General features: G+C 62.1%; 28 protein-coding genes and 1 pseudogene. 14 read left to right on the top strand and 15 right to left on the bottom strand.

The window, feature by feature from the left end; translation table 11 throughout:
• Positions 1-78 precede the first annotated feature (78 nt).
• Positions 79-1,290, bottom strand: a complete 1,212-nt coding sequence (gene alaC / locus AO064_RS13700; RefSeq protein ID WP_015885523.1) for an alanine transaminase — start codon at positions 1,288-1,290, stop codon at positions 79-81.
• Positions 1,291-1,486: 196 nt separating this feature from the next.
• Between alaC and AO064_RS13695 the strand changes: the two genes are divergently transcribed.
• Complete coding sequence (locus AO064_RS13695; protein WP_064053691.1) at positions 1,487-1,969, top strand: GyrI-like domain-containing protein; 483 nt, start codon at positions 1,487-1,489, stop codon at positions 1,967-1,969.
• A gap of 43 nt (positions 1,970-2,012) precedes the next feature.
• Here AO064_RS13695 and AO064_RS13690 read toward each other — a convergent pair whose 3' ends face one another.
• Together AO064_RS13690 and AO064_RS13685 are read right to left on the bottom strand one after the other, a co-directional pair.
• Positions 2,013-2,618: a pyridoxamine 5'-phosphate oxidase family protein gene (locus AO064_RS13690; protein ID WP_064053690.1), complete on the bottom strand. Its 606-nt coding sequence runs from the start codon at positions 2,616-2,618 to the stop codon at positions 2,013-2,015.
• Between the two features lie 20 nt (positions 2,619-2,638).
• On the bottom strand, positions 2,639-3,127 hold the full coding sequence (locus AO064_RS13685) for a GNAT family N-acetyltransferase (RefSeq protein ID WP_064053689.1): 489 nt from the start codon (positions 3,125-3,127) through the stop codon (positions 2,639-2,641).
• 147 nt (positions 3,128-3,274) lie between these two features.
• On the opposite strand from AO064_RS13685, the gene AO064_RS13680 reads away from it, so the two are divergent.
• Genes AO064_RS13680 through AO064_RS13665 form a run of 4 tightly spaced genes read left to right on the top strand, consistent with a single transcriptional unit; the run spans position 3,275 to position 5,813 of the window.
• The gene (locus AO064_RS13680) at positions 3,275-3,694 is read left to right on the top strand and encodes a YybH family protein (RefSeq protein ID WP_015885519.1); all 420 of its coding nucleotides are present in this window, start codon (positions 3,275-3,277) and stop codon (positions 3,692-3,694) included.
• A gap of 42 nt (positions 3,695-3,736) precedes the next feature.
• Positions 3,737-4,081, top strand: coding sequence for a YciI family protein (locus tag AO064_RS13675; RefSeq protein WP_064053688.1), 345 nt, complete (start codon positions 3,737-3,739; stop codon positions 4,079-4,081).
• Between the two features lie 32 nt (positions 4,082-4,113).
• Positions 4,114-4,593 carry an SRPBCC family protein gene (locus tag AO064_RS13670; RefSeq protein ID WP_064053687.1) on the top strand — a complete coding sequence of 160 codons (480 nt, stop codon included), beginning with the start codon at positions 4,114-4,116 and terminating at the stop codon, positions 4,591-4,593.
• The gene (locus AO064_RS13665; RefSeq protein WP_064053686.1) at positions 4,590-5,813 is read left to right on the top strand and encodes an RNA polymerase sigma factor; all 1,224 of its coding nucleotides are present in this window, start codon (positions 4,590-4,592) and stop codon (positions 5,811-5,813) included. The genes AO064_RS13670 and AO064_RS13665 overlap by 4 nt, the downstream gene beginning before the upstream one ends.
• 36 nt (positions 5,814-5,849) lie before the next feature.
• On the opposite strand, the gene AO064_RS13660 is transcribed toward AO064_RS13665, so the two are convergent.
• Complete coding sequence (locus AO064_RS13660; RefSeq protein ID WP_015885515.1) at positions 5,850-6,704, bottom strand: LysR family transcriptional regulator; 855 nt, start codon at positions 6,702-6,704, stop codon at positions 5,850-5,852.
• Positions 6,705-6,793: 89 nt separating this feature from the next.
• Between AO064_RS13660 and AO064_RS13655 the strand changes: the two genes are divergently transcribed.
• A complete protein-coding gene (locus AO064_RS13655; protein ID WP_064053685.1) occupies positions 6,794-7,306 on the top strand; it encodes a multidrug/biocide efflux PACE transporter in 513 nt (170 codons plus the stop codon).
• Here the strand turns inward: AO064_RS13655 and AO064_RS13650 are convergent.
• The gene (locus AO064_RS13650; protein ID WP_064053684.1) at positions 7,205-7,963 is read right to left on the bottom strand and encodes an SDR family NAD(P)-dependent oxidoreductase; all 759 of its coding nucleotides are present in this window, start codon (positions 7,961-7,963) and stop codon (positions 7,205-7,207) included. The genes AO064_RS13655 and AO064_RS13650 overlap by 102 nt on opposite strands.
• Positions 7,964-8,069: 106 nt before the next feature.
• Between AO064_RS13650 and AO064_RS13645 the strand changes: the two genes are divergently transcribed.
• Positions 8,070-8,966 (top strand): LysR family transcriptional regulator, encoded by an 897-nt coding sequence (locus tag AO064_RS13645; protein ID WP_064053683.1) that lies wholly within the window; start codon positions 8,070-8,072, stop codon positions 8,964-8,966.
• On the opposite strand, the gene AO064_RS13640 is transcribed toward AO064_RS13645, so the two are convergent.
• Positions 8,963-9,880: a LysR family transcriptional regulator gene (locus tag AO064_RS13640; RefSeq protein ID WP_015885512.1), complete on the bottom strand. Its 918-nt coding sequence runs from the start codon at positions 9,878-9,880 to the stop codon at positions 8,963-8,965. The genes AO064_RS13645 and AO064_RS13640 overlap by 4 nt on opposite strands.
• A 120-nt stretch (positions 9,881-10,000) precedes the next feature.
• Here AO064_RS13640 and AO064_RS13635 point away from each other — a divergent pair, with 120 nt between their 5' ends.
• From AO064_RS13635 to AO064_RS13625, 3 genes are all read left to right on the top strand, one after another.
• Complete coding sequence (locus tag AO064_RS13635; RefSeq protein WP_064053682.1) at positions 10,001-10,762, top strand: 5-oxoprolinase subunit PxpA; 762 nt, start codon at positions 10,001-10,003, stop codon at positions 10,760-10,762.
• Positions 10,763-10,974: 212 nt separating this feature from the next.
• The gene (locus AO064_RS13630) at positions 10,975-11,853 is read left to right on the top strand and encodes a 5-oxoprolinase subunit B family protein (protein ID WP_043205785.1); all 879 of its coding nucleotides are present in this window, start codon (positions 10,975-10,977) and stop codon (positions 11,851-11,853) included.
• Complete coding sequence (locus tag AO064_RS13625; protein ID WP_064053681.1) at positions 11,850-12,824, top strand: 5-oxoprolinase subunit C family protein; 975 nt, start codon at positions 11,850-11,852, stop codon at positions 12,822-12,824. The genes AO064_RS13630 and AO064_RS13625 overlap by 4 nt, the downstream gene beginning before the upstream one ends.
• A gap of 66 nt (positions 12,825-12,890) precedes the next feature.
• Here AO064_RS13625 and AO064_RS13620 read toward each other — a convergent pair whose 3' ends face one another.
• Together AO064_RS13620 and AO064_RS13615 are read right to left on the bottom strand one after the other, a co-directional pair.
• On the bottom strand, positions 12,891-14,507 hold the full coding sequence (locus tag AO064_RS13620; protein WP_064053680.1) for an inorganic phosphate transporter: 1,617 nt from the start codon (positions 14,505-14,507) through the stop codon (positions 12,891-12,893).
• 233 nt (positions 14,508-14,740) lie between these two features.
• Positions 14,741-15,763, bottom strand: a complete 1,023-nt coding sequence (locus AO064_RS13615) for a transporter (protein WP_015885507.1) — start codon at positions 15,761-15,763, stop codon at positions 14,741-14,743.
• Positions 15,764-15,967: 204 nt separating this feature from the next.
• Here AO064_RS13615 and AO064_RS31800 point away from each other — a divergent pair.
• Both AO064_RS31800 and AO064_RS31795 read left to right on the top strand, forming a co-directional pair.
• Positions 15,968-16,720, top strand: a pseudogene (locus AO064_RS31800) (methyl-accepting chemotaxis protein); the annotation flags it as partial.
• Between the two features lie 165 nt (positions 16,721-16,885).
• Positions 16,886-17,653 carry a methyl-accepting chemotaxis protein gene (locus AO064_RS31795; protein ID WP_425262144.1) on the top strand — a complete coding sequence of 256 codons (768 nt, stop codon included), beginning with the start codon at positions 16,886-16,888 and terminating at the stop codon, positions 17,651-17,653.
• Here the strand turns inward: AO064_RS31795 and AO064_RS13605 are convergent, their stop codons facing one another.
• From AO064_RS13605 to AO064_RS13595, 3 genes are all read right to left on the bottom strand, one after another.
• A complete protein-coding gene (locus AO064_RS13605) occupies positions 17,654-18,826 on the bottom strand; it encodes a GAF domain-containing sensor histidine kinase (RefSeq protein WP_064053678.1) in 1,173 nt (390 codons plus the stop codon).
• Between the two features lie 176 nt (positions 18,827-19,002).
• On the bottom strand, positions 19,003-19,311 hold the full coding sequence (locus AO064_RS13600; protein ID WP_015885504.1) for a PepSY domain-containing protein: 309 nt from the start codon (positions 19,309-19,311) through the stop codon (positions 19,003-19,005).
• Positions 19,312-19,524: 213 nt separating this feature from the next.
• On the bottom strand, positions 19,525-20,652 hold the full coding sequence (locus AO064_RS13595) for a glycerophosphodiester phosphodiesterase family protein (protein ID WP_064053677.1): 1,128 nt from the start codon (positions 20,650-20,652) through the stop codon (positions 19,525-19,527).
• 232 nt (positions 20,653-20,884) lie between these two features.
• On the opposite strand from AO064_RS13595, the gene AO064_RS13590 reads away from it, so the two are divergent.
• On the top strand, positions 20,885-21,208 hold the full coding sequence (locus AO064_RS13590) for a DUF2025 family protein (protein WP_046036455.1): 324 nt from the start codon (positions 20,885-20,887) through the stop codon (positions 21,206-21,208).
• Between the two features lie 20 nt (positions 21,209-21,228).
• On the opposite strand, the gene AO064_RS13585 is transcribed toward AO064_RS13590, so the two are convergent.
• Both AO064_RS13585 and AO064_RS13580 read right to left on the bottom strand, forming a co-directional pair.
• The gene (locus AO064_RS13585; RefSeq protein WP_064053676.1) at positions 21,229-21,549 is read right to left on the bottom strand and encodes an antibiotic biosynthesis monooxygenase family protein; all 321 of its coding nucleotides are present in this window, start codon (positions 21,547-21,549) and stop codon (positions 21,229-21,231) included.
• Positions 21,546-22,247 carry a CTP synthase C-terminal region-related (seleno)protein gene (locus AO064_RS13580; RefSeq protein WP_183143913.1) on the bottom strand — a complete coding sequence of 234 codons (702 nt, stop codon included), beginning with the start codon at positions 22,245-22,247 and terminating at the stop codon, positions 21,546-21,548. Before AO064_RS13580 ends, AO064_RS13585 begins: the two co-directional genes overlap by 4 nt.
• Positions 22,248-22,327: 80 nt before the next feature.
• Between AO064_RS13580 and AO064_RS13575 the strand changes: the two genes are divergently transcribed.
• On the top strand, positions 22,328-23,206 hold the full coding sequence (locus AO064_RS13575; protein ID WP_015885499.1) for a LysR family transcriptional regulator: 879 nt from the start codon (positions 22,328-22,330) through the stop codon (positions 23,204-23,206).
• Here AO064_RS13575 and AO064_RS13570 read toward each other — a convergent pair.
• Together AO064_RS13570 and AO064_RS31495 are read right to left on the bottom strand one after the other, a co-directional pair.
• Positions 23,203-23,721 (bottom strand): DUF1003 domain-containing protein, encoded by a 519-nt coding sequence (locus AO064_RS13570; RefSeq protein ID WP_064053674.1) that lies wholly within the window; start codon positions 23,719-23,721, stop codon positions 23,203-23,205. The genes AO064_RS13575 and AO064_RS13570 overlap by 4 nt on opposite strands.
• A 76-nt stretch (positions 23,722-23,797) precedes the next feature.
• Positions 23,798-25,117, bottom strand: a complete 1,320-nt coding sequence (locus AO064_RS31495; RefSeq protein WP_064053673.1) for a methyl-accepting chemotaxis protein — start codon at positions 25,115-25,117, stop codon at positions 23,798-23,800.
• Positions 25,118-25,208: the final 91 nt, after the last annotated feature.

Genomic DNA, 25,208 nt, shown 5'->3' with positions numbered 1-25,208 from the left:
CTTATTTGTAGCTGACCCACAGCTATCGGGAGCAAGCCCCCTCCCACATGTTGAGCACATTTCTTCAGGTGGATCGGGTCAGGCTTTCTGGGCCAACCCATCCGCCCTGAACATCCCCCGGATCCCCCGCACCGCCTGGCGAATGCGGTCCTGGTTCTCGATCAGCGCAAAGCGCACATGGTCATCGCCATACTCGCCAAAGCCAATCCCCGGCGATACACACACCTTCGCGTCCAGCAGCAATTTCTTGGCAAACTCCAGCGACCCCATGGCGGCATACTGCTCGGGAATCTTCGCCCAGACGTACATCGACGCCTTCGGATTCTCCACCATCCAGCCCAGCTCATGCAGGCCCTTGACCAGCACATTGCGGCGCTGGCGGTACTGCTCGGCGATGTCTTTCACGCACTGTTGGTCGCCTTCCAGCGCCGCAATCGCCGCCACCTGCAGCGGGGTGAAGGTGCCGTAGTCGTGGTAACTCTTGATCCGCGCCAGGGCGTTGACCAGTTCCGGGTTACCGACCATGAAGCCGATGCGCCAGCCGGCCATGTTGTAACTCTTGGACAGGGTGAAAAACTCCACCGCAATGTCCTTGGCGCCCGGCACCTGCATGATCGACGGGGCTTTCCAGCCGTCGTAGACGATGTCGGCGTAGGCCAGGTCATGCACCACCAGCACGTCGTACTGTTTGGCCAGCGCAATCACGCGCTCGAAGAAGTCCAGCTCCACGCACTGCGCGGTGGGGTTGGACGGGAAGCCGAGGATCATCATCTTTGGCTTGGGGATCGAGCCGCGAATCGCCCGCTCCAGCTCGTCGAAGAAGTCCACGCCGGGCACCAGCGGCACCGACCGCACTTGGGCGCCGGCAATCACGGCACCGTAGATATGAATCGGGTAGCTCGGGTTCGGCACCAACACCGTGTCGCCCTGGTCCAGGGTGGCCAGCATCAAGTGCGCCAGACCTTCCTTGGAACCAATGGTGACGATGGCCTCGGTTTCGGGGTCGATGTCCACTTCATAACGGTCTTTGTACCAGCGCGAAATCGCCCGGCGCAGGCGCGGAATGCCTTTGGACGTGGAGTAGCCGTGCGTGTCTTCACGCTGGGCGACGGTGACCATTTTCTCCACGATATGCGGGGGAGTGGCGCCGTCCGGGTTACCCATGCTCAAGTCGATGATGTCTTCGCCGCGCCGACGCGCAGCCATCTTCAGCTCGGCAGTGATATTAAAAACGTAAGGGGGGAGTCGATCTATGCGCGCAAAGCGGCGCGGCGAACCTTGGTCTGCCATTGTTGCCTCGAGAGTACGTAAGCGCCCGGAACCGTCCGAGCGACGTCGGCCACTGCGGTGGCCTGCGGGGCAGACAATACGGTCGATGATGGCCAGTTGTCCAGATGCGTAGGAAAATTTTCTGCATGGAGTCCAGCGCGGATATGCCCCTATACTCGATACGGGTTTGTTCCCTCATAAGAAGGAGACTGTTCGTATGGATCAGCAGACAAAACAACCGTTAGAGCCACGCATGGAAGCCGGTAAAGCCCTGGTGATCGCCGGGGTGCAAGGGCGTTACTCAAAGGCCACCGTGGGGGATATCCCCAAGCTGTGGGAATTGTTCGATACCTGCATCAAGGACATCAAGAAACGGGTTGGCGGTGAGGCGTATGGCGTTTGCCACAACCCCAAGCATGGCGAATTCGACTACATGGCCGGTGTCGAGGTCCCGACCAAGGGCGACGTACCGAGCAACTTCGAGTCCATCGAGATTCCGCCGCTCAACTATGCCGTGTTCCCGCATTACGGGCCGGTGCAGGCACTGGAACAAACGTACGAGCGCATCATGTTCGAATGGCTGCCGCATTCGGGCTACAAGGTGATGGGCGCGGATTTCGAGCGCTACAGTGCCGATTTTGACGGGCGCAAGGGCACCGGGACGGTGGAAATCTGGTTGCCGGTAGGCGAAAGAGGCTGACCGCGACCCTTGTGGGAGCCGGCACGCCGGCTCCTACGGGACATCAGTACAACGTACTTCTGACCCGTTCCGGCATCTCCCGGTCATACGCCTCGGCATCAAACTGCCCATCATTGAGCCGCTTGTGAAACGCTCCCGCTGACGGCAACGCCGAGCGGTCCAAATGTTTCTCCGGGTTCCAGCAGTCCGAGCGCACAAACGCCTTGGAACAGTGGAAATACGCGGCCTCCACCTGCACCAGAATCACCGACCGCGCCGGCTTGCCATTCACCGCAAAACTCTCCAGCAGTTCAGGCTCGATGGAAATCTGCGCCCGGCCGTTCACCCGCAAGGTTTCGCCAACCCCTGGAATGATGAACAGCAACGCAATCCGCGGGTCCTGGACCAAGTTGCGCAAGGTATCCACGCGATTGTTCCCCGGCCGGTCCGGAATCGCCAAGGTGCGCTCATCCACAATCCGCACAAACCCAGGCACATCGCCGCGCGGCGAACCGTCGATGCCGTCCGGCCCGGACGAACTCACCACCACCAACGGCGACGCCCGCACCATGGCCTGGTAGTCCTCGTTGAGAAACGGGATTTCCTTGCGCACGGCGCGCTCGTGGGGGAGGCCATAGAGGGTTTCGAGTTGTTCGAGGGTTGTCAGCATGCTTAGCTCCTCCTTACCGTTCAAAATACTAACGCCAGCCGGCGCTCATGCCCAATCCGGCCCTTATACGCCTCCCCGCTATCCACCCACCCAGCCCTGAGATACAACCCCATCGCCGCCACATTGTCCGCGTCCACCGATAACTCCAGGCCCTTGATCTGCGGCCACGCGTCCAGTGCCGCCGCCGGCAGCGCCTGCAAGCAGGCCTTGCCGAACCCGCGCCCTTGTTGATGCCGATCCACCTGCAACGCATGCAAGGTCGCGCTGTGCTCATCCGCCCAATGGGGCAGGCACGGTGGGCGTTTGAGCAGCAGGAAGGCCACGGGCAGGTCGTCGGCGAGCAGGGCGAAGCCTTTGATGGCGTTGGGGTTGGGGTTGACCAGCAGGCTGTTCAGCGCACAGTAAATATCGCCGGAGTACGCCAGTTGCTCGGGATGCACTTGCAGGGTGTCGAGGTGCTGTTTCTGCACAAGGCTCAGCGTCTCATAGGGGACGAGGCGGGTTTCCATCAGTGGCGCATCCGAAATCCTACAAAGAGGCCTGGATTCTAGCGGGTTTGCCGGGGGCGAAATTATTTTTCAGTGGGTTGTCGATTTGCTGCTGGCTTATTCGATTAAGGGTGTATTCCGCGCTTTTCCTCCCGAAGGAGTATCACCATGAGCACCGCCATCAACACCCTGATCGAACAATGGAAACACGCCGTCACCGCCAAGGATGTCGAGAAAATTGTCAGCTTCTACGCCGACGATATCGTCGCGTTCGACGCCGTCAGCGCCCTGCAATTCAAGGGCAAGGCCGCTTACCAGGCGCACTGGCAGGCCTGCATGGAGTTTTGCCCCGGCCCCGGCGTGTTTGACTTTCATGAGCTGCATATCGTCGCCGCCGACGACAGCGCCTTTGCCCACTGGCTCGCCCACTGTGGTGGCACCGGGCCGGATGGCGTGCTTAAAACCTGCTGGATGCGCGTGACCGCCGGTTACCAGCGCATCAATGGCCAATGGAAAGTGGTGCATGAGCACTGGTCTGCGCCTTTCGACATGGAAACCGGCACCGGTCTGTTCGACCTGAAACCTTGACCATCGCGATCTATAGTCAGTAGTCCGAAAACGGAGAACGTCATGAAATACCTGTGCCTGGTCTACAGCGACGAAGCGTTGCTGCACAGTCTGCCCGACAGCCCCAAGGACCCGGAATGCCATGCTTATGCGGCGTCCGTTCACGGCAGTGGCCGCATGCTGGCCGCCGAAGCGCTGGAGTCGGTCACCACCGCCACCACCGTGCGCATGCGCCATGGCAAGGTGTCGATCACCGACGGGCCGTTTGCCGAGACCAAGGAGCAGCTCGCCGGCTTCTACCTGATCGAGGCGCGGGACCTGAACGAAGCGATCCAGGTGGCCGGCGGCATTCCGGCCGCCCGGGTCGGCAGTGTGGAAGTGCGCCCCGTGCGCGAATTGAATCTCTGAACAACAACCATAAGACTCAAGAGGTTTACCCCATGTCTACGCAACCTGCCGAGTTTGAATTGTCCATCAGCCGCGTGATCGATGCACCGCGAAGCCGCGTGTTCCGTGCCTGGACCGAGCCCACCTTGCTCCAGCAATGGTGGGGCCCCCACGGCATGACCACCCCCGAGTGCGAAATGAACCTGTGGGTCGGAGGCCTGTTTCGCACCCTGATGCGTGCGCCAGACGGTACGGAATACCCGACCCAGGGCGTGTTTCTGGAGATCGTCGCGCCACGGCGGTTGGTGTTTACCGACGCCTTTACGCCGGGCTGGATTCCGTCGGGCAAGCCGTTCATGACCGCCGAAGTGACCCTGCAGGAGGTCGAGGGCAACAAGACCCTCTACACCGCCCGCGCCATGCATTGGCGTGCCGAAGACAAACAGGCCCACGAAGCCATGGGCTTTCACGATGGCTGGGGTCAGAGTCTCGACCGCCTGGTAATCCTGGTCACCCAAGGCATGCGCGATTGACCCTTTCGGTCGAGGCGATCTATCGCAGCGAATCAAGGCGGGTGCTCGCGACGCTGATTCGCGTGCTCGGCGACTTCGACCTGGCCGAAGAAGCCCTGCACGAAGCGTTTTTCGTCGCGGTGCAACGTTGGCCGCTGGACGGTGTGCCGCACAACCCACGCGCGTGGCTGGTCTCGACCGGGCGCTTCAAGGCCATCGACCGTCTGCGCCGCCAGGCGCGTTTTACCCCGTTGCTGCAGGCGCAGGCCGATGCGCTGGAGGCGGCTGACTGGAGTGATGAAGACGTGGAAGACGACCGCCTGCGCCTGATCTTCACCTGCTGCCATCCGGCGCTGGCGGCCGACGCCCAGGCGGCGCTGACCTTGCGCGAGATCTGCGACCTTACCACCGAGGAAATCGCTCGGGCGTTTCTGGCCACGCCGGCCACCATCGCCCAACGTATCGTGCGGGCGAAGGGCAAGATCCGCGAGGCCGCCATTCCGTATCAGGTGCCGTCCCTGGCGGAGCTGCCCGAGCGTCTCGACAGCGTGTTGCGCGTGATTTACCTGGTGTTCAACGAAGGCTATTCGGCCTCCACGGGCGCTGACCTGACCCGTGAAGCGTTGACGCGCGAAGCTATCCGCCTGGGGCGTCTGTTGATGGCGTTGCTGCCCGAGCCGGAAGTCATGGGGCTGCTGGCGGTGATGCTGTTGCACGAGTCCCGACGCTCGGCGCGCACCTCGGCGAGTGGCGAATTGGTGCTGCTGGATGAACAGGACCGCTCGCTGTGGGATGCGTCCCTGATCGCCGAAGGCTGTGCGTTGGCGGAGCAGGCGCTGAGCGCCCGGCGCTTTGGCCCGTATGGGCTGCAGGCCGCCATCGCGGCGGTGCATGCCGAAGCCACACGTGCAGACCAGACGGACTGGCCGCAAATCGTCGGGCTCTACGATGTGCTGCTCAGGACAATGCCGTCACCGGTGATCGAACTGAACCGCGCCGTAGCGGGGGCCATGCGCGATGGCCCGCTGGCGGGGTTGCAGCAAGTAGAGGGGATTCTGGCGCGCGGCGAGTTGCAGGATTACCACCTGGCGCATTCGGCGCGGGGCGAGTTCTGTCGGCAACTGGGGCGTGTCGAAGCGGCGCGCACGGCCTACGAAAAAGCCCTGTCACTGACCCAGCAAACCCTGGAAAAACGCTTCCTCGAACAACGCCTGGCCGAACTCCAATCCCCCAGACAATGAAGCCCGCTCCCACACTGTCTTCATTGTCCAGAGGGCTCACTCCAGCATCGTGGCCAACAACCAACTCCCTGCCGGCCCCGGTGCATGCTGGCGCGACCACAACGCATCCACCGTGACCGAGCGTGGCCAGCCGCGCACCTTGAGTTCCTGCAGGCTGGCGTTGCCAAAACGCTCCACCAGCCAGCGGGGCAGGGGCGCCCAGCCGAAACCCAGCTGGGCCATCTCCATCAACATCAGGTAACTGGCGGCGGACCAGACCCGGCCAGCGGCGCGGTTGTCGTAAGGTTTGACGATGCTCGCCAAGCGCAATTCGCGATGGTGTTTCAAGGTCTGGTGGTCGACGCTGTCGAGGCTGGCCAAGGCATGTTGCGGCGACACGAACAACGCGATCTCGGTGCGCTCCTGCACCGGCGAGCGTGTCAGGTCAGGCGGGTAGACGTCCTGCTGTTCGATAAACGCAATCTGCGCCCGGCCGCTTTGCACCAGGTCGATCAGGTCGTCGCATTCGGCGATCAGCCATTCCAGTTCGAGGTCGGGGTAACGCTCGGCGAACGCAATGATCGCGGTTTCAAAACGCTGCGATTGATACGTGTCCGACATCGCAATCGTCAGCCTCGGCTCCAACCCCTGGGCTAACTGACTCGCCGCCAGTTCCAGGCGGCTGCTGGCTTCCAGCACCTGCTCGGCTCGTTCCAGCAGCACATGGCCGGCTGGCGTCAACGTCGGCTTGCGGCTGCTGCGATCGAACAGCACCACATCCAGGTCGATCTCCAAGCTTGCCACCGCCGCGCTGACGGTGGACTGGCTCTTGCCCAGCTTGCGCGCTGCGGCGGAAAACGACCCTTGGGTGGCCGCTTGGACAAACGCTTGCAGCACTTCGTTGGACGCCATGTCTATCGCCTTGGTCGATGGTTATTGGTTATGAAGTATCGAGTCAGGGCGTGATCATGGCAACCCTCGTCATTCATGGAGCGCAGGTTATGAGCCCTACCAAGTCGATTACTGAACGTGTTTGCCAAGCCCTGGGCTTTGAAGGCTTGGCGTTGTTGATTTGTACACCGCTGCTGGTGTGGATCACCGGCAGGCCGGCCCTGGAAATGGGCGCGGTGACCTTGGGGCTGAGCCTGCTGGCACTGACCTGGAACATCGTGTTCAACAGCCTGTTCGACCGCCTCAAGGTGCGCCTGCAACTCCCCGCGGGTGGCTGGACGCGGGTGCTGCATGCGCTGATGTTTGAAGGCGGGCTGATTATCGTGGCCGTGCCGCTGATCGCGGCGTGGCTGAATATCAGCCTGATGCAGGCGTTTATGCTCGACATCGGTGTCCTGCTGTTCTTCCTGCCGTACACCTATGTGTATCACTGGGGGTATGACGTGCTGCGCGACAAGCTCCTACAGAAACATACCGCCCGAGGCCTCGATCCGCTGGCCGGTGATCCAGTGGCTACCGTCGGCCAGCAGGCTGGCAATCGCTCCGCCGATATCGTCCGGTAAGCCGGCGCGGCCCAGTGCAGTGTTACTGGCGACCATTGCGTTGAGGTGGGCGTTATCGCGTACCGCGCCGCCGCCGAAGTCGGTTTCAATCGCGCCAGGGGCGAGGATATTGACGCTGATGCCACGCCCACCCAGTTCCTTGGCCTGGTAGCGGGTGAGCACCTCCATGGCGCCTTTCATGGCGGCGTAAGCGGCGTAGCCGGGCAGGCTGAAACGCGCCAGGCCGCTGGAGATATTGAGGATGCGGCCGCCGTCGCGGATCAGTGGCAACAGCTTCTGGGTGAGGAAAAACGGGCCCTTGAATTGAATCGCTACCAGTTGGTCGAACTGCGCTTCGGTGGTGTCGGCAAAGCTGGCGTGAATGCCGATACCGGCGTTGTTGATCAGAAAATCGAAGTGATCCTGTGCGAAAACATCCTTGAGTGCGCTGGCAACCTCGTCGACGAAATCGCCAAAGGTCGCGCTTTGGCTCACGTCGAGTTTCAGCATCACCGCGCGGCCGCCCCGTTGTTCGATCTGGGCGACCAACGCCTGCGCTTCATCGGCCTTGCTGTGGTAAGTGCCGATGATATCGACGCCTTGAGCTGCCAAGTGCAACGCGGTGTTTTTGCCCAGGCCGCGGCTGGCGCCGGTGATCAATGCGATTTTGCGGGTCATGGTGATGTCCTCTGGGATTGAGCGTTGGGAGAAGTTTATTTGTCCGGCCATATCGTGATAAACAGCGCTATACCGGAATCACTGGCCGGATAAGGCGAACAATCCCATGAACAAACTTGAGCTGCTGCGCACCTTCGTGCGCGTCACCGAACTGTCGAGTTTTACCCAGGCCGGCGAGAGCCTGGGCTTGCCGCGTTCAACCGTGTCCGAGCACGTGCAGGCGCTGGAGGAACTGCTCGGCGCGCGCCTGTTGCAGCGCACTACGCGCACGGTGCAGGCGACTCAGGACGGGCGTGTGCTGTATGAGCGCAGCAAGGATTTGCTGTCGCACATGGAGGAGCTGGAGGGGCTGTTTCGCCAGGATGAAGCGCAACTCAGCGGGCGTATTCGAGTCGACATGCCCAACGTGATGGCGCGGGAATTGATCCTGCCGCGCCTGCCGCCATTCATGGATGCGCACCCGTTGATCGAGCTGGAAATCAGCACCACCGACCGCCAGGTCGACCTGCTCGCCGAGGGGTTTGATTGCGTGTTGCGGGTCGGCGCACAGCCGGACCAGACGGTGGTGGCACGGCGTTTGTGCAGCCTGCCGATGATCAACTGCGCGAGCGCGGCCTACCTGCAACGTCATGGCGTGCCCGAGACCCTGGCCGACCTGGCGCGGCATCAGTTGGTGCATTACGTGCGACCACTGGGCGCGCGTTCGGCGGGGTTTGAATACGTGCAGGGCAACAAGGTGCAGCGTATTGCCATGGCCGGGCGCGTGACGGTCAACAGCACCGATGCGTACAAAGCGGCGTGCCTGGGGGGCTTCGGGATTACTCAGGTGCCGGCCTTGGGCATCGGTGATTTATTGGCCAGCGGTGAACTGGTCGCAGTGCTGCCGGATTACCCCGCGCCAGCGCTGGATGTATCGCTGCTCTATGCGGGCCAACGGCACCTGCCGCAGCGCGTGCGGGTGTTCATGGATTGGCTGGCGGCAACGTTGCAATCCCAGCTCTAACGCCGCGCCGATAATTGCTGCGGGGCCAGGAACGCATCGTGGAAGTAATCGCGTACCGCCTGCATCGCCGGGGTGAATGTGCGCTCGCGGTGCCAGGCCAGGCCCACGCTCATCGGCGTGACCGGATCAGTCACCGTCAGGGTTTCGATGCGCTTGCCTTCCAATGACCAGGGCCGATGCACCAGGTCCGACAGGATCGCCACGCCGCTGCCGTTGGCGACCATGCTGCGCACCGCCTCCACCGAGCTGGTACGCAGCCGCACCTGGGGCGTTTGCCCGGCCTGTTCCCAGTAGCGCATGGCGCTGTGTTCGGCCTCGTCGACGGTGAGCAGGATATAGGGCTCGCGGGCCACATCGGCCAGGCTCACGGCGCCACGTTCGCACAAGGGATGATGGCTGGGCAGCCACAGGCGGCGTTCCGAATTGAACAGGATTTCCGAGATAATATCCGGGTGAGTGAGGTTGGCGGTGAGCACCACGGCCATGTCGAACTGGCCGTCGAGCAAACCGTGTTCGATGGCCTGGCGCTCCTGCTCGAAGACCTCGATGGTCACGTCCGGGTGCCAGTGTTCCATGCGCTGCAAGTGGTGCGGCAGGAAGTAGCCGAGTACCGTGTAACTGGCGGCCAGGCGCAGCACGCCGCTGGCGCGGTAGTCGGGCAGCGGGCTGTTCAGCGCGTCATCGACGCTGCGCAGAATCACATAGGCGCGGTTGAGAAAGTGCCGGCCGGCGTCGGTCAGGTTCATGCCTTGGGCCGAGCGCACGAACAACTGCACGCCGAGCATGGCTTCCAGTTCCTTGATTGCCGTAGTCACCGCCGACTGAGAGATGTTCAGGTGGATGGCCGCCTGGGAAATCTGGCCGATTTCGGCGGTGGCGACGAAGTAGCGGACTTGCCGCAGGGTCAGGGACATCGGCCTCTCCAAAATGTAGGTCTATCTGATTTTCAGAAGATGGGCCATCTGATAATAGATCTTCCCAAGGGGTCAAGCCGCAGCCTACTTTTCCAGCATCACTTAGGCGGAGCGACCTCGATGCAGGCAGTGGATTTCAATTCGGACATGGGCGAAGGCTTCGGCCCCTGGACCATCGGCGACGGTGTGGATGCGGAGCTGATGGCGTACATCAGCTCGGCCAATATCGCCACCGGCTTTCACGCCGGCGACCCCGGCACCATGCGTCGTACGGTCGAGCGGGCCAAGCAATTGGGCGTGGCCATCGGCGCGCATCCGGGCTTTCGGGACCTGGTCGGCTTTGGCCGTCGCCACATCAACGCGCCGGCCCAGGAATTGGTCGACGACATGCTCTACCAGCTCGGCGCCCTGCGTGAAATCGCACGGGCCCAGGGCATGACCCTGCAACACATCAAACCCCATGGCGCGCTGTATATGCACCTCGCCCGCGATGAAGAAGCGGCGCGGTTGCTGGTGCAGCACCTGCAACTCCTCGAGCCGACGCTGTTGCTCTACTGCATGCCCAATTCGGTGATCTGGCGGGTCGCGACGGAGCTGGGACAACCGGTGGTGCGCGAGTTTTATGCTGACCGTGAGTACGATCTCAGCGGCTCCATCGTGTTTACCCGCCAGGTCCGGGCGCTGGATCCGGCAACGGTCGCGGCGCGAGTCTTGCGTGCGTGCCAGACCGGTCTGGTGCGCACCGTAGAAGGCGAAGACGTGTTTATCGAATTCGATTCCATCTGCCTGCACAGCGACACGCCCGGCGCGCTTGAGTTGGTAGAAGCCACCCGCGAAGCCCTGGATCAAGCAGGAATCGTGGTAACGAATGGGTTTCTGTAGTGAGCGGGCTTGCCCCGCGCTGGGTGGCGAAGCCGCCCCTAAACCCGACGCCGCGTGTAGCCTGACGCTACGCGGTGGTCTTACTGGGGCCGCTTCGCAGCCCAGCGCGGGGCAAGCCCGCTCACCACAGCAAGCCCAGTCACCACAACAAGAAACGCCCTGAACATTTTTTTTTCGCCTGCCTTTCTACAATGATTCCAAGAGGAACAGACATGGCTGAAATGTCCCCCATCCGCTACAGCTTCGGCGGTGATGAACACCTGTTTGCCGAGGTCAGTGACAGCATGTCCCTGGAAGCCTTTTTCAAAGGCATGGCGGTGACACGCGCCGTGGAACGCCTGGCGCTCGAAGGCGTACTGGATGTGTGCCTGGCCAATGCGTCGTTCCAGATTCGCTTCGACCCCGACCGCATCGCCCCCCATGTATTGCTCGATGCGGTGCAGACCGCCGAAGCGCAGGCCGTGGCCGAGCGCACCTTGCACACGCGCATCATCGAAATCCCGGTGCTCTACAACGACCCCTGGACCCATGAAACGCTCATGCGTTTTCGCGACCGCCATCAGGACCCCAGCGGCACCGACCTGGAGTACGCCGCGCGCATCAATGGCCTGGCCGATGTCGATGCGTTTATCGCCGCCCACAGCGGCGCGCCGTGGTTTGTGTCGATGGTCGGGTTTGTCGCGGGCTTGCCGTTCATGTTCCAGATGGTCGAGCGCGAGCGCCAATTGCAGGTGCCCAAGTACCTGCGGCCGCGCACCGATACACCAAAGCTGACCCTCGGCCATGGCGGCTGTTTTGGTTGCATCTACTCGGTGCGCGGTGCCGGCGGTTACCAGATGTTCGGCGTGACCCCGGCGCCCATCTACGACCCGGCGCAGCAATTGGCGTACCTCAAGGAACACATGGTGTTCTTCCGCCCCGGTGACATCGTGCAGTTCAAACCCATGGACCGCGACGCCTACGATCTTGCCGTCGCCGAGGTGGACGCAGGACGCTTCGACTTGCGCATCCGTCCGGTGGAGTTTTCCCTCGACGCCTTTCTCGCCGACCCCATCGGCTATCCGAAAACCCTGCAGGAGGCGCTGGCATGATCAAGGTCCTCAAACCCGGCCTCGCCACCTCCGTGCAGGACCTTGGCCGCGAAGGTTATTACCATTTGGGCATCCCGCCGTCGGGCGCACTGGACCAGTACGCGCTGAGTGCGGCCAACCACCTGGTGGGCAACCCGGTGGGCGCGGCGGGCCTGGAATGCACGCTGATCGGCCCCGAGCTTGAGTTTCAGCAGGACGCGCTGGTGGCACTCAGCGGCGCCTTGATGTCACCGCGCCTGGACGGTGAAGTCGTGCATCAGGACACTGCATTCCAGGTGCGCGCCGGGCAGGTCTTGCGCTTTGAGTTTCCCAAGGCCGGCGCGCGCACCTACCTCGCGGTGGCGGGTGGCATTGACGTGCCGCTGGTGCTCGGCAGTCGCTCCACCTATACCCTTGGCTCACTCGGCGGGTTTCACGGGCGACGCTTGCAGGCAGGCGATGAATTGCCCATCGGCGAACCCAGCGGCACGGGCCGTGCGGGCAACAGCCTGCCGATGGCGTTGCGCCGGTCGGTGGGTGGCGATGTGACCCTGCGTGTGGTGCCTGGCCTGTATTACGAGCGCCTGACCGCTGCGGCCAAAAGCAGCTTTTTTGCCGAGCCCTGGACCGTGGGTTCCGAAGCTGACCGCATCGGCTATCGCTTCAAAGGCGGCAGTGCGCTGAGCTTCCAGCCACGGGAGCAGCCGTTCGGCGCGGGATCGGATCCGTCGAATATCGTCGACAGTTGCTACCCGATCGGCTCGATCCAGGTACCGGCCGGGCTGGAGCCGATTGTGTTGCACCGGGACGCGGTGTCGGGCGGTGGCTACGCGATGATTGGCACCGTGATCAGCGCCGACCTGGACTTGATCGGGCAGATGCAGCCGAACCAGCGGGCGGGGTTTGTGGCGGTGACACTGGAGGAGGCGTTGGAGGCGCGGCGGATCTACAAAAAGCGGCTGAAGATGATGGCTGGACTGTTCGCTGGATAAAACTGTGGGAGGGGGCAAGCCCCCTCCCACATTTGGTTCTCTGTTCACTTTTGCTTTGGTTTTGTGTCAGAAGAGTTGGGTGAACAGCCAGTAAAGGCTGCCGGAAAGCAGGATCGCCGCCGGCAACGTGAGTACCCACGCCATCGCCAGGTTGCGGATAGTGCGCATCTGCAACCCGCCCCCGTTCGCCACCATGGTCCCCGCCACACCCGACGACAACACATGCGTCGTCGACACCGGCAACCCATACATATCCGCCGCGCCGATGGTCAGCATTGCCACCATTTCAGCCGAGGCGCCTTGGGCGTAAGTCAGGTGGGTCTTGCCGATCTTTTCACCCACGGTCACTACGATGCGCTTCCAGCCCACCATGGTGCCGAGGCCCAAGGCGATTGCCACGGCGATCTTGACCCACAGCGGAATGAAGCGCGTGGAATTGTCGATCTGTTGCTTGAACAGTTGCAGCTTGCCTTGGGTATCGGCGTCGAAATTACCGACCTTGCCCTTGTCCATCAGGCGAATGGTTTCGCTGCTCAGGTACATGTCGTTACGCACGTTGCCGACGGCTTCGGCAGGCACTTTGGCCAGGGAGCCGTAGCCTTTGACTTCCTCACCGATCTGTCCGGCCAGGGCCGCGAGGGCCGGCACCAGTTCTGCAGTGGGTTCCTTGGTGCGTACGTAGGTCGAGAGAATCGGGCGCGGATCGCCGCTCAGCGGTTGCGGTGCGCTTTTCACCAGGGCGACCTGGGTGACTTCGGCCACGGCCGCGAACTGCAACGACTGCTCGGCCGGCATGGTGCGGTTCAGCGCGTAGGCCATCGGCAGGGTGCCGACCAGGATCAGCATGATCAGGCCCATGCCTTTTTGCCCATCGTTGGAGCCATGGGCGAAGGACACGCCGGTGCAGGTGGCGATCAGCATGCCGCGGATCCACCATGGCGGCGGGGTGTCGCCTTTCGGCGCCTTGTACAGCGCACGGTTTTTGACGAAGGCGCGCAGGGCCAGCAACAGCATGGCCGCAAACGCGAAGCCGATCAGCGGCGACAGCAGCAAGGCGTAACCGATTTTGATCGCCTGGCTCCAGTCCACGCCGCTGGTGCCGTCACGCCCGTGCATCAAGGCATTCGCCACACCCACGCCGATGATCGAGCCGATCAGGGTGTGGGACGACGACGCCGGCAAACCCAGCCACCAGGTGCCGAGGTTCCACAGGATCGCGGCGATCAACAGGGCGAAGATCATCGCGAAACCGGCCGATGAACCCACCTGCAAAATCAGCTCGACCGGCAGCAGCGCAATGATCCCGAACGCCACCGCGCCGCTCGACAGCAGCACGCCGAGGAAGTTGAAAAAGCCCGACCACACCACCGCGAAATGCGGCGGCAGCGAGTTGGTGTAGATCACCGTCGCCACGGCGTTGGCGGTGTCGTGGAAGCCGTTGACGAACTCGAAACCCAAGGCGATCAACAGCGCCACGCCGAGCAGCAAAAACGGCGTCCACGTGGTGAGTTGGGCGCCCATTTCATGCATGTCATGCATCAGGCTGTAGGCGGTGAACAACAGCCCCATGGCGAGCACGGCGAAGAAGATGATCACCGTCACCAGGCTGGGTTTCTTGTCCAGCCTGGGTTTGGGGTCTGCAACTGAGGTGTGGGTGGAGGCAGTCAGGGAAGGGGTGGCCATGCCGGAGCATCCAGTGTTGTGAGGATGCCGTTCATAGTCATTGCAGAATGTTACAGAGATGCTGCCATAGGTCAGTGTTTGATGGAATTGGGATAGCCGCTGATCCTGTATACGCCGCAGAACCTATGTGGGAGGGGGCTTGCCCCCGATTGCAGTAGGTCAGCTAAAGACAAACTGCCTGATCCACCGCTATCGGGGGCAAGCCCCCTCTCACATGTCAACTGCGTTCCAGTTCAGTAGTCTTTGCGCTTCCTGAAGGCCCATCGCCCGGCAATCAAGGTAAAGGTCGCCACCAACGCCACCAATATCCAAAACCCCTCCGGGTCTTGGGATAGCGGCACACCGCCCACGTTCATGCCGAAAAAACCGGCGATTATATTGATCGGCAAGGCCAACACCGTCACCACGGTGAGGGTGAACAGCGTGCGGTTGCTTTGCTCGTTGAGGTTGGCGGCGATCTCTTCCTGCAACAACTTAATCCGCTCACCCAGGGCCATCAGGTCGTTGATGATCAGCGCAAACTCTTCGGTGGATTTACGCAATTCCTTCACGTCTTCCTTCTGCAGCCACTGCGGCGGCCGGTTGAGCAGGCGCAACAGCGAGCCCGGTTCCAGCGCCAGCAGGCGTTGCAGGCGCACCAGCACCCGGCGCGCGGCACCAAGCTCCGCGCGGTTGGTGGACAGGCGCGAAGACAGCAACTGGTCTTCGATATGGTCGACGCTGATGCTGGTCTTGCGCACGATCTGCGTCAGCACTTCACCCTGGTCGCGCAGCAAGTGCACCAGCAAGGCCAGCGGCGAGCGAAAGCTTTCACCGGCTTTCACCGACGAGCGCAACTTGTCCACCGAGTGCAGCGGTTGCAGGCGCGCGCTGATCAGCAGGCGGCTGCGGGCGCAAACCCACAGCGTGGAAATATCCGACGACACCATGCTGCTGAAGTTGAACACCACGTCGTTGACCACCGCCAACAAGGCCGAGTCGACGTGTTCGATACGCGTGGAGCGTGAACCTTCATGCAGGGCTTCGAAGAATTCTTCCGGCAAATCCAGGTGTGCCTGCATCCAACGCTCGCACGCCGCGTGGGCGAGGTTCAGGTGCAGCCACAAAAACTCATCCGGGTCGGCCGGTTGTTGCAGCGCCTGGAGCGCCGTGGCCGAATCGATTTGCTCACCCTTTTCACCGGGGCGGAAACGGAAACCGTAAAGCAAGCCAAACAGGTCGGAGTCCTGGTGGCTGTGGTCGATGCTGTGGTTCATGAGGGCTCGCAGAGAAAAGGCCTGTAGGACGTTTCACAGGGCGCGTAGCGAATCATTGCAAGGGAATTTGACAGTTTTGTGACGGCTTGCGATTTATTTCGTTGCGATGACATTTATTTGACCTTTTGTCAGGAACCGTTCAAGAAGCCTCTAGCACGGCCGATCCAAGGCATTAGCAACCGCTGTGGACCGGCGGTGCTTTTGATGACAGGGACGTTACGGCGTGCATGCACCACTTCCTTGTATCGAGGCTTTTCCCCGATGAATGTTTTGCGAACCTCTTTGAGAGCACAAATCCTTTCGCTGCTCGGTGGCAGCCTGTTGGCGATGCTATTGATCGCCCTGGCGTGTTTCAATTTCCTGTCCAACGGGGTGCAGAGTTACCGCAGTTTGATCGATGGGCCATTGCTGACCTCACAATTGATCGACGAGGCCAACCTGCAATTCAAGGTGCAGGTGCAGGAATGGAAAAACGTGTTGCTGCGCGGCAAGCAGCCGCAGGACATGGAGAAATACTGGGGTCAGTTCCAGGACCGCCAACGCGATGTGCAAGGCATCCTCACGCGCCTCGTCACCCAGACCACCCGCGACCCGGCCCTGAACCAGCGCATCGAAACCCTGCGCCAGGCACACCAGCAACTGGGTGTGGCCTACCAGAAGGGCCGCGATGCCTACGTGGCGGCGGGTGGCGATGCAACCGTCGGCGACACCGCAGTCAAGGGTGTGGATCGCGCCGCGAGTGAGCAGATGAGCGCGCTGGTCAGTGACCTGCGCGAACAAGGCAGCCAGCAATCCAAGGCCATCAGTGCCTACGCCGAGCGCACCGTGCTGGTGGGCCTGGCGATCATGTTGCTGTCCGGTGTGTTGATCGGCCTGTTCAGCCTGTGGCTGATCAACCGCAATTTGATCCTGCCGATCCGTAGCCTGATCGACTATGTGACGCAACTGAGCCACGGTCGCTTCGCTGAGCGCGTGGCCAGCCGGCGCCAGGATGAGCTGGGCCACTTGGCCGCTGCCGCGAATACCTTGCGCGACTTCCTCGCCGAAACCTTCAGCCGCTTGCAGCGCAGCGCCACCGACCTGGTCGGCGCCAGCGGCGAACTGAATGCCATCGCCGGGCAGATGGCGACCGGCACCAGCGATCAATTCAACCGCACCGACCAGGTGGCCACGGCCATGACCGAAATGTCAGCCACCGCCCAGGAAGTCGCGCGCCACGCCGCCAGTGCTTCCCGTGCGGCCGACGAGGCGGATCACTCGGCCCGTGAAGGCGGCGAAGTGATGAAGGTCACCATCGCGACCATCGGTCAGATGCGCAACGAGATCCTCAACACCGGCACCATCATCCGTCGTCTGGAAACCGATAGCGTGCGCATCGGCAAGGTGCTGGAAGTGATTCGTGGCATCGCCGAGCAGACCAATTTGCTGGCACTGAACGCCGCCATCGAGGCCGCGCGCGCAGGCGAAGCCGGCCGCGGTTTTGCGGTGGTGGCCGATGAAGTGCGCAGCCTGGCGCAACGCACGGCGGCGTCGATCATCGAGATCAACGGGATTATCGAGGCGGTGCAGACCGGCGCGGTGGATGCGGCCGAAGCGATTGTGAGTGGTCAGTCGTGCAGCGATGACAGTGTGGAGAAGGTCACCCAGGCCGGCGCCATGCTCGCGCACATCACCCAGGCCGTCGAGGCCATCCGTGACATGAATCGCCAGATTGCCACGGCGGCCGAGGAGCAGACGTCGGTGGCCGAGGACATCTCGCGCAATATCACGCAGATCACCACGGTGGCGACGGCCAACCTCGACAACGTCAAGCGCACCGAAGCGGCGAGCCACAACCTGCGCGGGTTGTCGAGCGAGTTGAACGAGGTGACGGCGCGCCTCGGCGCTTGATCAGGCCGTTGGCAGGCTGAACGTGAACACGGTGCCGTGCTCAGCGGTGGTGGAGACGCTCAATTCACCGCCATGGGCGTCGGCAATCTGCTTGACGATGTACAACCCCAGTCCCAGACCGGCCTGGGGGGTGTCCTTGGCGGGGCGCGAGTAGGGCTCGAACAGCCGGGGCAAGGCTTGGGCGTCAATCTGTCCGGGGTTTTTCACGCTCAGGTTGAAACGACCCTGCTCGATTTTTGCCGTGACCTCCACCGGTCCATCGTGATGACCATGATGGATGGCATTGGCCACCAGGTTGGAGAGCAACTGCGCCAGGCGATCGCGGTCGCCGCTCACGCCCTGCAGGTCGCCGATATCCGCCTGGATCACCCGTTGCGGGTGCACGCTCTGCACTTCCGAGACCACATGCTGCAATGCCTCCTGCAAACCCTGGCAATCGCCGATGTTCAGCGGGATACCGCTGCCCAGGCGGCCACGGGCAAAGTCCAGCAGGTCTTCGACCAACTGCGCGGCGCGGCGACCGCTGGTGAGGATATGGCGTACGAGGGTGTCGGTGGCCGGGTCGGGGAATTTGCGCAGCAGCCGTTCCGCACTGAAGTTGATCGCGAACAGCGGGTTGCGCAGGTCGTGGCCGAGCACTGCAATGAATTGCTCGCGCAATTCGGCGGTGCCGCGTTCTTCCTGCAATTGCGCTTGCGTGTAATGCGCGGCTTCTTCGGCTTCGATTTGCAAGGACAGCACCCGGGCGAACGACTCCATGGTGCTCTGGATACTGCTGCTGCGCAGATGGGCGGGGTTGGGGTCCAGGGCGCAGATGGTGCCGAAGAATCTGCCGTCGGTGCGGAACACCGGCACCGAAATATAGCTTTCAAACTGGTAGAGCCGCGGGGTGTGGTGGTCGTGGTAGACCGGATCTTCGCTGGCTTTGTCGATCACCACGGACACGTGGGAGCCGCGAATCTCGTGGCAGATCGTGGTGGCCAGGTCCAGCTCACCGCCCACCCCAAGGCCGAAGTCCAGTTGGTCGAGCACGGCGCAGGCGGTCCAGGTGTCGTCGGTCACCCGCGCGACGGCGGCAAAGCGCAGGCCGGTCATATCGCTGATGACTTTGAGCATCGCGGGGACGGCACTGATTCTGCCAATGGTGGCGATGTCGGCGGCTTTTTGCCCCATGCAGCACTCTCGATCCGTAAGGTGGTGAGCGTTATGCCCCGGCCAATGAGTGGGATTTTAGCGACCTTGTGCGCTGTAGGCGTTATTTCATTCGTTAGGGGGAGGGTTTTCCTACCCGCAGGCATAAAAAAACCGCGCTACCCAAAGGTAGCGCGGTTTTTATGTGAGGCGGTCACTCAAGTATCGAGTTTGTCTTCCAGCACGGCGCCGGTCTTGGCGTCGAGTTTCACTTCAAACTTCTTGCCGGTGGTGTCGGTCAGGTCAACTTCGTAGACCAGTACGCCGCTTTTGTTGTGGTCCAGCTCGGTGTCGTTGATGGTGGCACCGGCGTGTTTGGCCACAGCGGCCGCGTTGAGTTTCTCGAAAGGCATCACTGCGCCGGACTTGAGCAGGCCTTCGATGTGGTCCGGGCGAACATCCGCCTGGGCCAGGCCGGCGGTCAGGGTCAGGGCGGTAGCGGCGAACAACGTAGTCAGGGTTTTCATGGTGTGTCCTTCTTCGGTGAGCTGTTTAAGTGGGATCAGGTTAGCCAGTGCAACTTAATTCATCCTTAATTAGTTCAAGCCGTTACGCCGTTTGTTCAATCCGATTAACACGCAGGCTTTCAGGCTTGAGCCTCCTGTAAAAGCGAGACTCGGATGAAACGGTTAGCGACTGGCCTCTATGCGCCCCAGCGCCCCGAGGATCAGGCCGTTGACTCAGTACTTATAGTCGTTCAACAGATCCTGCACGCTGGACGACGGCCAGCGCTTGTAGAACTTCAGCAGTTCGGCGGCGCGGTTGGTGAAGATGCCGTCGACGCCGGCTTTCATCACCTTGTCGAAGTCCACCGGCTCATCGACGGTGTACACGTGCACCAGCAGGCCTTTGTCGTGGGTCAACTTGTTCATTTCGGGTTTCACCAGGTCGGTGTAGCTCTGGTCCCCATGGGCGGTCAGCTCAGCCGAAGGGCCGGTGCCGATGGCGCCGAGGCTCTTGGCTTCGTCGATCCATTTTTCGAACTCGGCAGCATCCTTCGGTTCTTGCTTGGCGTAATAAGCGGCCTTGGTGGTTTCGCCGGACTCCGCGAACGTCTGCTTGTTTTTCGGCTCGATGCTGCCTTCACCCACCCATAACAGCAGGATTTTCGGGGTGTTGGGCATTTCGTTCTGCAGCGCTTTGAGGCTTGCCACTTCAAAGGTTTGCAGCACCACGCGGCCCTTGCCCTGGCCGACGCCGGTGTTGCTCTTGCCCAGCTTGGAACCGGCCGAACTCAGCCAGCCTTTGTCCAGCAGCTTGTTCTTCAGGTCGGCTTCGATGCCTGGGAATTGCTTGGGTTCTTTGGTCTCGATGTACAGGCCCGGTTTGTGCTGCGGGTTGCCTTCGGCGATCTTGATGATGTCGTCCAGGCTCTGGATTTTCAGGCCGACGAAACCTGGGCGCGCACGGTCCGGGTAGGCGGCGTTGAACCAGCTGCCGGCGTCGAGGGTTTGCAATTCTTTCCAGGTGAACTCGTTGGCCGGGGCGTCCTTGCGGTCGGGGAACTTGGTGGCCACGTCGGTGGTGCGCTGCAGGTTGTTGTCGTGCAGGGCGAACAGCACGCCGTCCTTGCTGCGCTGCAGGTCCATTTCCAGGTAATCGGCACCCAGGTCGCGGGCGACCTTGTAGGCGGCGGCGGTGGACTCGGGGGCGTCATAGGAGGCGCCACGGTGGGCGATCACGGCAGGGTAGGGGATGCCTTCGTTAGTCGCCAATTCAGCCGGGCTGATCGGGTCTTGCGCATGTGCCTGGCCGAGGCCGAGCATCAGGGCGAGCAGCAGGGCGCTCTTGGTAAACGTGACAGGCATATGCGAAGTCCTTTCGTGGAGGTAGCTTTGAGAAGGCCTCCTTTTTAACAATTGATTGCGAAAGGCGCTATCACCAAACCGACATTAACGTGCGCACGGCCAAAGTTTTTCGGGTTTTTAGGGGATGCATTGCAGTACTCTTGCGCGAAGCTGCCCCGTCAGAGGGCAGTACTTTCGCCACGCGTGTAAACCATCTTTCCAGTCCCTGTGGGACTTTTCAGTGAGGTTTACCATGCGCATCACCTCCGAGCTTATCTGCCAGGCCGCCGACCAACTCCACGGGTTTGTTGGCCTCAACCGCAAGACGGGCCAGTACATCGTACGTTTCAGCGAAGACGCTTTCGGCATGGACGTGGCCGATGACGGCATCATCCCCACCGCCGAATTCGTCTGGCTGCCGGCCCCGGAGCAGACCATGACCCTGTCCCGCGAACGCATCCAGTTGCTGCTGGACCAGAACGTCGATGACCGCATCAACATCACCGAGCCACTGCGGGTGTATATGCGCCGGGTCGAAATCCCGCAGATCACTGCATTGCGCAGCCTGGTGAGTTAGGCCCACGAGGGGCCTGTCTTTCAATTCTGGAAGGCGTAGGCCCGCTCGACTTTGCATACCCGGGTCTGAAAGGCCGAATACCACGTGGCGCGCCCCTGTTCGCGCACCGCCTGGTGCTCGGCCTGCTGCTTCCAGGCCAGGATCGCCGCCTCACTCTCCCAGTACGATACGGTGATCCCCAGGCCGTCTTCCCGCGCCGATTCCACGCCGAGAAACCCCGGTTGTTCGCGCGCCAGTTCGAGCATGCGGCCGGCCGCCTGGCCGTAACCTTGGTCGCCCTCGGTGCGCAGTGAGCTGAAAATCACCGCGTAGTAGGGCGGGTTGGGCGTATGGGCGATCATGCCGACACCGCCTGGCAGGCGTTGAGCAGGGCAATCGCCAAGGGCGGGGTGACGCCTTTCAGCGCGCTGCGTTCGGGCTGGAACAACGTGGCCACGAAGAACGGATGATCGAGCAGTTCCACCGCGCGCAGGTCGCCTGCCGAATCATGGCCGCTGGGGATCAGATCGCCTTCGAGCAGGGCATCGACGAACTCAGGGTTCACGCCGTAGCGGCAGCGATAACCTTCCAGCAGATCAAGGGTGCCGTAGGCGTCGGCGATGCGAGTGTAGGGCTTCAGATGCACGTTGTCGGTGGCTTCCACCAGGGTACAGCTCAACGGCGCGATCACCGCGCGCTTGGCCTGTGGGGCGAGCTCGCCGTGCTCGGCGTCCTTCCAACCGAGCAGATTGCGCGCGTATTCCAGTACGGCATGTTGAAAACCGCCGCAGGTGCCGAGGAACGGTCGCCGCTGTTCGCGGGCAAAACGGATCGCCCGCAGTGCGCCATCGGTGTCGCGGTAGGGGCTGCCGGGGACGCACCAGAAACCGTCGAAGTCGTGGAGGGTTTCTGGCATCGCATCCGTGTCGAGCCATTGGCTATGGAGGGTCAGGCCCAGCGTGTCGGCCGCCTGTTGCAGCGCCAGGGGAATCGCCTGGTGAGCGATAACATCAGGGTTGTAATCGCCGATCAGGGCGAGGTGCAAGGGCGTGGCGTTCATGGTGTACATCCCGTGGCTTGTGGTGTCCTGGGGGGCATTATAAATTGGCGTTCACGCAATCAAAATTGGCGTTTGCCCACATGCTCAATGCAGCCACGCACTATTCCATTGACTACCCTGACCTGTCGCTGATCCTCGCCCTGGTGCGCGGCGGTACCCTGGCGCGGGCGGCGACGTTATTGCGCGTGGATGTGTCCACGGTGTTCCGTGCAGTGCGGCGCCTGGAGGCGGCGTTGGGCCAGACGCTGTTTGAAAAAAGCCGCGCCGGTTACCTGCCCACGAGCCTGGCGAGCCACCTGGCGCAGCAGGCGGAATGTGCCGAACAAGCGCTGCAAGCGGCGCGCATCGGTGTGGAGCAGGGCGGTGAGGTGATCAGCGGCACGGTGCGCCTGACCTGTACCGACTCGGTGCTGCAAGGTTTGCTGTTGCCGGCCCTGGCGCAGTTCATGCCGCAGTACCCGGCGCTGACCTTGGAGCTGAGCACGTCGAATGATTTCGCCAACCTCAGCCGCCGCGATGCGGATATTGCCTTGCGCCTCACCCGCGCGCCGCCGGAGCATCTGGTTGGCCGCCGTTTGGGCGGCGTGGCCTATCGGGTGTGCGCCAGCCCAGGGTTGGCAAGCCAATACGCGGGCCGGGAGTGGGCGGACCTGCCTTGGATCGCCCCGGATGATTTCCTGCCCGATCATCCCACAGTGGCCTGGCGCCGCGAGCACCTGCCCGGCGTGCGCTTGAGTTATCGCTGCAACAGCATGCAGTCGGTCACCGAGCTGGTACGGGCGGGGTTGGGCGTGGCGGCGTTGCCCGACTTTCTAGTCGACGACGGCCTGCAACCGCTGGGCCCCGCGTTGGCGGGGCACGATACGGCGCTGTGGTTGCTTACGCGCCCTGACTGCCGGGCGTTGCGCTCGGTGGTGACACTGTTTGATGAGCTGAGTGGGCATGTGCGCTTGCCTTAGGTTTTTCGCACAAAGTGCTCATGCATTTCGCACGTCAGGCTTTCGATATGTTCTGTCAGCTGTTTGGTCATTTCCGTGAGTCGGGTGTTCTGTTCCAGCAGCTCCAGCAACTGCTTGGTGGTCTGCGCGGCCTGGGCCTGGCGTTCGGTGTTGGCAACGGCCAGCGCTTCACGGTGCTGCGCGTCGGCGTCGGACTGGGCTTTGTCGCGAGCGGCCTGGCGCGTCTGGGCCAGCAGGATCAAGGGCGCGGCATAGGCCGATTGCAGGCTGAAGGCCAGGTTGAGCAGGATGAACGGGTACATGTCGAAATGTGTGATGCCGGTGATGTTCAGTACCACCCACAGCACCACAATGGCGGTTTGCGCACCGAGGAACGTGGGCGTACCGAAGAAGCGTGCGAAGGCTTCGGCCTTGAGGGCGAAGGTGTCGTTACCAAAGGTCGGCGCCAAATGGGCGTGGCGGCGGTGGAAGCGCAGGTGGTCGACGGGGGCGGCTTCGGGCTTTTCTGGGGTCATGGCGGGCTCGGGTGCTCAACAAATAGACAGTTGTGCACTATAGACCGAGCCCCCAGCTGCCCGCATGAAGATCGGGTCAGTTGGCCCCACGTTCATTGGCAAACGCACTCACCGCCTGCACAGCCTCGCTCGTGCCTGCGCGGATCTGCAGGATCACCGTACCGGCGCGATCGGCCAGGTCGAGACCTTGTGCGGCGCGGTCGCGGGTGCCGTCCATGCTGTGGATGGCCTGGCGGGTTTCGTCCTGGATCATTGCGATCATGCTGGAAATTTCCGTCGTGGAGCCGCTGGTACGTGCTGCCAGTTGCCGGACTTCATCAGCCACCACGGCAAACCCGCGACCTTGTTCGCCTGCCCGCGCCGCTTCAATGGCGGCGTTGAGTGCCAGCAGGTTGGTCTGGTCGGCGATGCCCCGAATGGTGTTGACGATGGCGGTGATTTGCTGCGAACGCTCACCCAGCTTGGCGATCAGTTGCGAGGAGCCATCGATGTCCGCGGCAATGTCGCGCATGCCGCTGGCTGTTTGCTGGATCACCTCGGCACCTTTTTCGGCGATGTCCCGCGTGTTCAGGGAGATGTGGTACGCCTGGGCGGCGCTGGCGGCGTCGGCCGCATGTTGTTGCACCGTGGCGGTGATATCCGAGGCGAACTTCACCACTTTGCACAGGTGCCCACTGGCGTCGTACACCGGGTTGTAGTTGGCTTCAAGCCATACGGTCCGGCCGTTTTTATCGACCCGCTCGAACTGGCCGCTGAACAATTCGCCCTGGTTCAGGCGTCGCCAGAAGTCGCTGTAGGCCGAACTGCCGGCCAGTTCCGCGGTGCAGAACAGGCGGTGATGCTGGCCCTGGATCTGCGCCAAGGTGTAACCCATGCGCTGCAGAAAGTTTGCGTTGGCCGTGATGATGGTGCCGTCGAGGTTGAATTCGATCACCGCCATGGCACGCCCGATGGCCTCCAGTTTGGCATTGGCTTCACTTTCCGCCTGCAGGCGTGGGGTGACGTCCATCGCGTACTTCACCACTTTTATCACCTGGCCGGCGTCATTTCGCACCGGGTTATAGTTGGCTTCCAGCCACACCGATTGGCCATTGCCGGCCACTCGTTCAAAGGTGCCGGACTGGAACTGGCCATTGCGCAGGTTCGACCACAACTGGTTGTACTCGGCGCTGCGAGCGAACGCCGGGGTGCAGAACATGCGATGGGACTGGCCCTCCACCTGCTCGGCGCGGTAGTTCATGGTCTGCAGGAAGTTGGCATTGGCGCGCAGCACGTTGCCGTGCAGGTCGAATTCGATCACCGCCATGGCGCGCTCGATGGCATCCAGCAGGCTGGCCTGTTGGGCGACGGTGTGTTGCAGGGTGTTGATGGTTTGTTTATGGGTGTTAAAAAACATGGTCGGGTGCTCGGGCAAGCGACTGCTGGAGTTTCCTTGGGTATGCGCCTGCCCCCGTAAGGCATACGCCATACGGTTGACTTGCTCATTG

The sequence above is a fragment of the Pseudomonas marginalis genome (genome assembly GCF_001645105.1).
In the GTDB taxonomy this organism is placed as follows: Bacteria; Pseudomonadota; Gammaproteobacteria; order Pseudomonadales; family Pseudomonadaceae; genus Aquipseudomonas; species Aquipseudomonas petroselini.
This window is presented reverse-complemented; position numbering and strand designations above follow the sequence as displayed.

Bases quoted from the DNA above. Each gene is read 5' to 3' on its own strand.
- alaC (WP_015885523.1), bottom strand. From the start codon at position 1,290: ATGGCAGACCAAGGTTCGCCGCGCCGCTTTGCGCGCATAGATCGACTC.
- AO064_RS13695 (WP_064053691.1), top strand. From the start codon at position 1,487: ATGGATCAGCAGACAAAACAACCGTTAGAGCCACGCATGGAAGCCGGT.
- AO064_RS13690 (WP_064053690.1), bottom strand. From the start codon at position 2,618: ATGCTGACAACCCTCGAACAACTCGAAACCCTCTATGGCCTCCCCCAC.
- AO064_RS13685 (WP_064053689.1), bottom strand. From the start codon at position 3,127: ATGGAAACCCGCCTCGTCCCCTATGAGACGCTGAGCCTTGTGCAGAAA.
- AO064_RS13680 (WP_015885519.1), top strand. From the start codon at position 3,275: ATGAGCACCGCCATCAACACCCTGATCGAACAATGGAAACACGCCGTC.
- AO064_RS13675 (WP_064053688.1), top strand. From the start codon at position 3,737: ATGAAATACCTGTGCCTGGTCTACAGCGACGAAGCGTTGCTGCACAGT.
- AO064_RS13670 (WP_064053687.1), top strand. From the start codon at position 4,114: ATGTCTACGCAACCTGCCGAGTTTGAATTGTCCATCAGCCGCGTGATC.
- AO064_RS13660 (WP_015885515.1), bottom strand. From the start codon at position 6,704: ATGGCGTCCAACGAAGTGCTGCAAGCGTTTGTCCAAGCGGCCACCCAA.
- AO064_RS13655 (WP_064053685.1), top strand. From the start codon at position 6,794: ATGAGCCCTACCAAGTCGATTACTGAACGTGTTTGCCAAGCCCTGGGC.
- AO064_RS13650 (WP_064053684.1), bottom strand. From the start codon at position 7,963: ATGACCCGCAAAATCGCATTGATCACCGGCGCCAGCCGCGGCCTGGGC.
- AO064_RS13645 (WP_064053683.1), top strand. From the start codon at position 8,070: ATGAACAAACTTGAGCTGCTGCGCACCTTCGTGCGCGTCACCGAACTG.
- AO064_RS13640 (WP_015885512.1), bottom strand. From the start codon at position 9,880: ATGTCCCTGACCCTGCGGCAAGTCCGCTACTTCGTCGCCACCGCCGAA.
- AO064_RS13635 (WP_064053682.1), top strand. From the start codon at position 10,001: ATGCAGGCAGTGGATTTCAATTCGGACATGGGCGAAGGCTTCGGCCCC.
- AO064_RS13630 (WP_043205785.1), top strand. From the start codon at position 10,975: ATGGCTGAAATGTCCCCCATCCGCTACAGCTTCGGCGGTGATGAACAC.
- AO064_RS13625 (WP_064053681.1), top strand. From the start codon at position 11,850: ATGATCAAGGTCCTCAAACCCGGCCTCGCCACCTCCGTGCAGGACCTT.
- AO064_RS13620 (WP_064053680.1), bottom strand. From the start codon at position 14,507: ATGGCCACCCCTTCCCTGACTGCCTCCACCCACACCTCAGTTGCAGAC.
- AO064_RS13615 (WP_015885507.1), bottom strand. From the start codon at position 15,763: ATGAACCACAGCATCGACCACAGCCACCAGGACTCCGACCTGTTTGGC.
- AO064_RS31795 (WP_425262144.1), top strand. From the start codon at position 16,886: ATGGCGACCGGCACCAGCGATCAATTCAACCGCACCGACCAGGTGGCC.
- AO064_RS13605 (WP_064053678.1), bottom strand. From the start codon at position 18,826: ATGGGGCAAAAAGCCGCCGACATCGCCACCATTGGCAGAATCAGTGCC.
- AO064_RS13600 (WP_015885504.1), bottom strand. From the start codon at position 19,311: ATGAAAACCCTGACTACGTTGTTCGCCGCTACCGCCCTGACCCTGACC.
- AO064_RS13595 (WP_064053677.1), bottom strand. From the start codon at position 20,652: ATGCCTGTCACGTTTACCAAGAGCGCCCTGCTGCTCGCCCTGATGCTC.
- AO064_RS13590 (WP_046036455.1), top strand. From the start codon at position 20,885: ATGCGCATCACCTCCGAGCTTATCTGCCAGGCCGCCGACCAACTCCAC.
- AO064_RS13585 (WP_064053676.1), bottom strand. From the start codon at position 21,549: ATGATCGCCCATACGCCCAACCCGCCCTACTACGCGGTGATTTTCAGC.
- AO064_RS13580 (WP_183143913.1), bottom strand. From the start codon at position 22,247: ATGAACGCCACGCCCTTGCACCTCGCCCTGATCGGCGATTACAACCCT.
- AO064_RS13575 (WP_015885499.1), top strand. From the start codon at position 22,328: ATGCTCAATGCAGCCACGCACTATTCCATTGACTACCCTGACCTGTCG.
- AO064_RS13570 (WP_064053674.1), bottom strand. From the start codon at position 23,721: ATGACCCCAGAAAAGCCCGAAGCCGCCCCCGTCGACCACCTGCGCTTC.
- AO064_RS31495 (WP_064053673.1), bottom strand. From the start codon at position 25,117: ATGTTTTTTAACACCCATAAACAAACCATCAACACCCTGCAACACACC.